At 35.5% G+C, this 3360-nt stretch carries 4 protein-coding genes; all 4 read left to right on the forward strand.

The annotated features are described in order from the left end of the window. Positions 1-317: hypothetical protein (locus tag ACI3VO_RS10500; protein ID WP_439757874.1), on the forward strand; the 317-nt coding region annotated here is incomplete at its 5' end. A 144-nt stretch (positions 318-461) separates the two neighbouring features. After that, positions 462-773: a hypothetical protein gene (locus ACI3VO_RS10505; RefSeq protein ID WP_439757875.1), complete on the forward strand. Its 312-nt coding sequence runs from the start codon at positions 462-464 to the stop codon at positions 771-773. Positions 774-814: 41 nt separating this feature from the next. Then, positions 815-1681, forward strand: coding sequence for a hypothetical protein (locus ACI3VO_RS10510; protein ID WP_439757876.1), 867 nt, complete (start codon positions 815-817; stop codon positions 1679-1681). A gap of 108 nt (positions 1682-1789) precedes the next feature. Next, positions 1790-3058 (forward strand): DEAD/DEAH box helicase, encoded by a 1269-nt coding sequence (locus tag ACI3VO_RS10515; RefSeq protein WP_439757877.1) that lies wholly within the window; start codon positions 1790-1792, stop codon positions 3056-3058. Positions 3059-3360: the final 302 nt, after the last annotated feature.

Here is a 3360-nt window from a genome sequence, read left to right on the forward strand (position 1 = left end):
ACTCGACAGTATTAATAACTTCTGATCAGCTTAAGAGAACTAATCTAATTTTCTTAGAGCATGAAGCACTCCTTAAAACTAATTCCCTCCTGCATCAGCAGTTAAATAACTATAAGCTGAATAATGACTTATTACTAAGATCTGACTCTATACGTAAGGTAGAAATAGATAAGTATAAGTTACTAACAGAGTCTTTTAGTTCTGAAATCGCTTCCCTTAATAAGGAGATAAAACGAAAAGACAGGACTATCTTGACTCTAAAGATAGGAGGGATAACAATAAGTTCTGGATTACTTCTATGGCTTTTATTAAAGTAAGCTCTTTGGAGAAAGATAAGTTTGGAGTTAAGCTGAAGTTCCCAAATAGGTCATGCGACTCGTGTAAGAAATATCCCTGCTTCTCAGAGATTAAGAAATGCTCATCTAATTTTGCAGCATATGGATGTGTCTACTACGAGGAACTTGGGAACAACAGTTCTAGCAAAGCTAGTAGCTAAGGAGAAGGATGTACTTGGTTATATTACCTATGTATTTGAGTGTTTAGATGTAGACGTAGCTAAGGATTCTAGGTATATTATGTGTACTAGATACCCCAACTGGAATCATAGAAATATAGAACTAGATGAAGTTGGGTATTTAAATTTCATAGAAGTTAAGGCAGGGGTGGACACTTGGTTTGATGGAAATAAAATGATTCCGTATGCCTATAATGGAGTTCAATTTATTAAGTTTATACATAAACCTAGATCTAAAAACTATGAATATGTAATGTAAGATCAATTTTAAAATTTTATCAATATGAAGAAAGACATTTTATGAACGTAATGAGAGAAAAACTTACGGAAGCTATAGAGGCTAAAAATAACGACATTAAGTCATTTGTATGGAAACTTGCTAGAAAAGCAGATGGAACTCAGGAGGAAATACGTTTGGTGGATGCTACACCTGAACAGTTAAAGACCTTCTATAGCCACTGTGAGTCTATGTTACATAGTACAGATAAAATTAATCCTGGAAGATATGTATTGTTACAGATCATAGACGAGCAACGTAGAAAGTGCAATGTGGAGTTGTTCCTCCGTAAGCTAGAACAGGGTACGATATGTGCAGATAATAAGCCTTATCCTAGACATCTATATATTCAGGATTTGCGCGCGTATATGAATGCACATAAGAAGGATTTCCCATCAAACGAATTAGAGAATATATCTATTGCATCTTGTACTGGAGGTCTTCCTAGAGAGTTCGAGAGAATTTCTATTGAGGAAGTTCTGGACGGAGGTCTAGATCAGCTAGGTTGGTTTGACAACAAGCATATTACCTTCAGCTTTATTCTAAATATGGGAGTATATCTTACTCCAGCTGAAATGAAAGAGTTTGATGAGAAAGATAAAGATGGAAATACCAGAAGCAAACTTGAAGTAATCAAGGAGCGTCTCAATATAAAGAATACTGTAAGGTTAACAGTTAAGCCAGCAGGACTTAGCTTTAATGAGCTTAGAGCAATGGTGAACCTGAAGCCTAAGAAGTATTCTGAATTAACCACTGACCAATTAACAGTTCTCCGCAATAAGGTATTATTTAAGCTTGAGAATGAGGTGATGTTCCACATCGAGCAGTGGGAAGAAAGGATGAGGCAGCTTAGGATGGTTGCTGAATCAAAAGGAATCACTCTAGAATGATAGAGAGGCTGTATCTAGAGCTTATCCCTAATTGCATGAATCTATGCATTGCTAATGCAGATAACTACGCAGCATTACTTTGTATACTCATAGACTATGCAAGAGAATTTGTTTAAAACAATAACTAGGGATGAACGACAGGAACAGTGTAGAGTTCGATGGATTAAAAATAAATGTAAAGGCACCATAGTTGCCTCCACAGGATTTGGAAAAACTAGAGTAGGATTAAACTGTATAAAAACAGTTTTGAAGAAGTATCCTGAAATGCACGTTGTAGTCGTAGTACCAACTACAGCCTTAAGAGAGCAGTGGTGTGGTATTATTGACTGCAACGGTTTGTCGTTAAATTGCGAAGTTTTCGTGATAAATTCCGCAATTAAAGCTAACTATAAATGCGATATACTTATCCTAGATGAAATCCATAGGTGTGCTGCTGATACACTTAGACTTGTGTTCGAGAAAATACAGTATAGGTATATCCTTGGATTAACTGCTACCTTTGAAAGACTTGATGGTAAACACGCTCTTCTAGCTAAGTATTGTCCGGTAATTGATGAGATTACCTTAGTAGAATCTCAGGCGAATGGTTGGGTCTCAGATTATAAGGAATACCAAGTAATTCTTGATGTAGACGATATTGATGTCTATAAGAATATGAATAGAGAATTTACTGAGCACTTTGAATTTTTCAATTTTGACTGGGATAGGGTAATGAATTGCTTAGGTTCTAATGGGTTTGTATATAGGTCTCAACTCCGAGATGAGATGTGCCCAAATGGAACAGATGAACAGAGGAAATCCGTCTTTAGGCAAATTACTTATCATGCTACTCAGTTTATGAGAACGATTCAAGCTCGTAAAGAGTTCATCAATAACCATCCGAAAAAACTGGAAATAGCTAGACGAATTATAGAGGCTAGACCAAATTCCAAAATAATAACTTTCTCTAACAACGTAAAGATGGCTGAATCCATTGGTATGGGGGGAAAAGTTTTCTCTGGACGGGATAGCAAGAAGAAGGGAAGAACTACCATTGAAGAATTTAGTAAGGAGAGTTCCGGAATTCTTCATACTGTGCGTAAAGCAGACGAAGGACTGGATGTTCCTGGATTATCAGTAGCTATTATACTTGGACTAGATTCTTCGAAGATAAGAAAGGTTCAGAGAATTGGAAGAGTAGTTAGAAAAGAAGGAGACAAAAAAGCGGAAATATTTACCCTAGTGATAGACCAGACTGTAGAAACAGAGTGGTTTAAAAAGTCCAATAACTCTACTAGCGTAGTTACTATTGATGAAGATGGACTTAATGAGGTTCTGGAAGGAAGAGAGCCAAAACCTTATGTGAAGCGTATTAAAGATTTTACGTTTAGATATTAAAAATATCAGAACTCCTAGTTCTTGACTAGTTACTATGAATAACAAACAGTAAGAATTTAAGGAACATAAAATCAACGTAGAAATAAAATGACAAAGCTAATTAAGTTATACGCGGAGTTCTTAGAACCACATGTAATTAAATCCACCTCGAGAGAGTGATAAATAATTGCAGTTTCAGATTAGTTTAATTATTTTTATTAATCTCGAACTGCTTGAAAAACTTAACATTAAATTTAGAAGAAGAAATATCTATACTTAGCAAGTATAAACTTACTCCTAATGAGCTTACTTTCATAAAGACC

The sequence above is a fragment of the Intestinibacter sp. genome, from assembly GCF_051866655.1.
Classification (GTDB): Bacteria; Bacillota; Clostridia; order Peptostreptococcales; family Peptostreptococcaceae; genus Intestinibacter.

Coding starts and splice junctions, on each gene's coding strand:
- ACI3VO_RS10510 (WP_439757876.1), top strand. CDS start 815: ATGAACGTAATGAGAGAAAAACTTACGGAAGCTATAGAGGCTAAAAAT.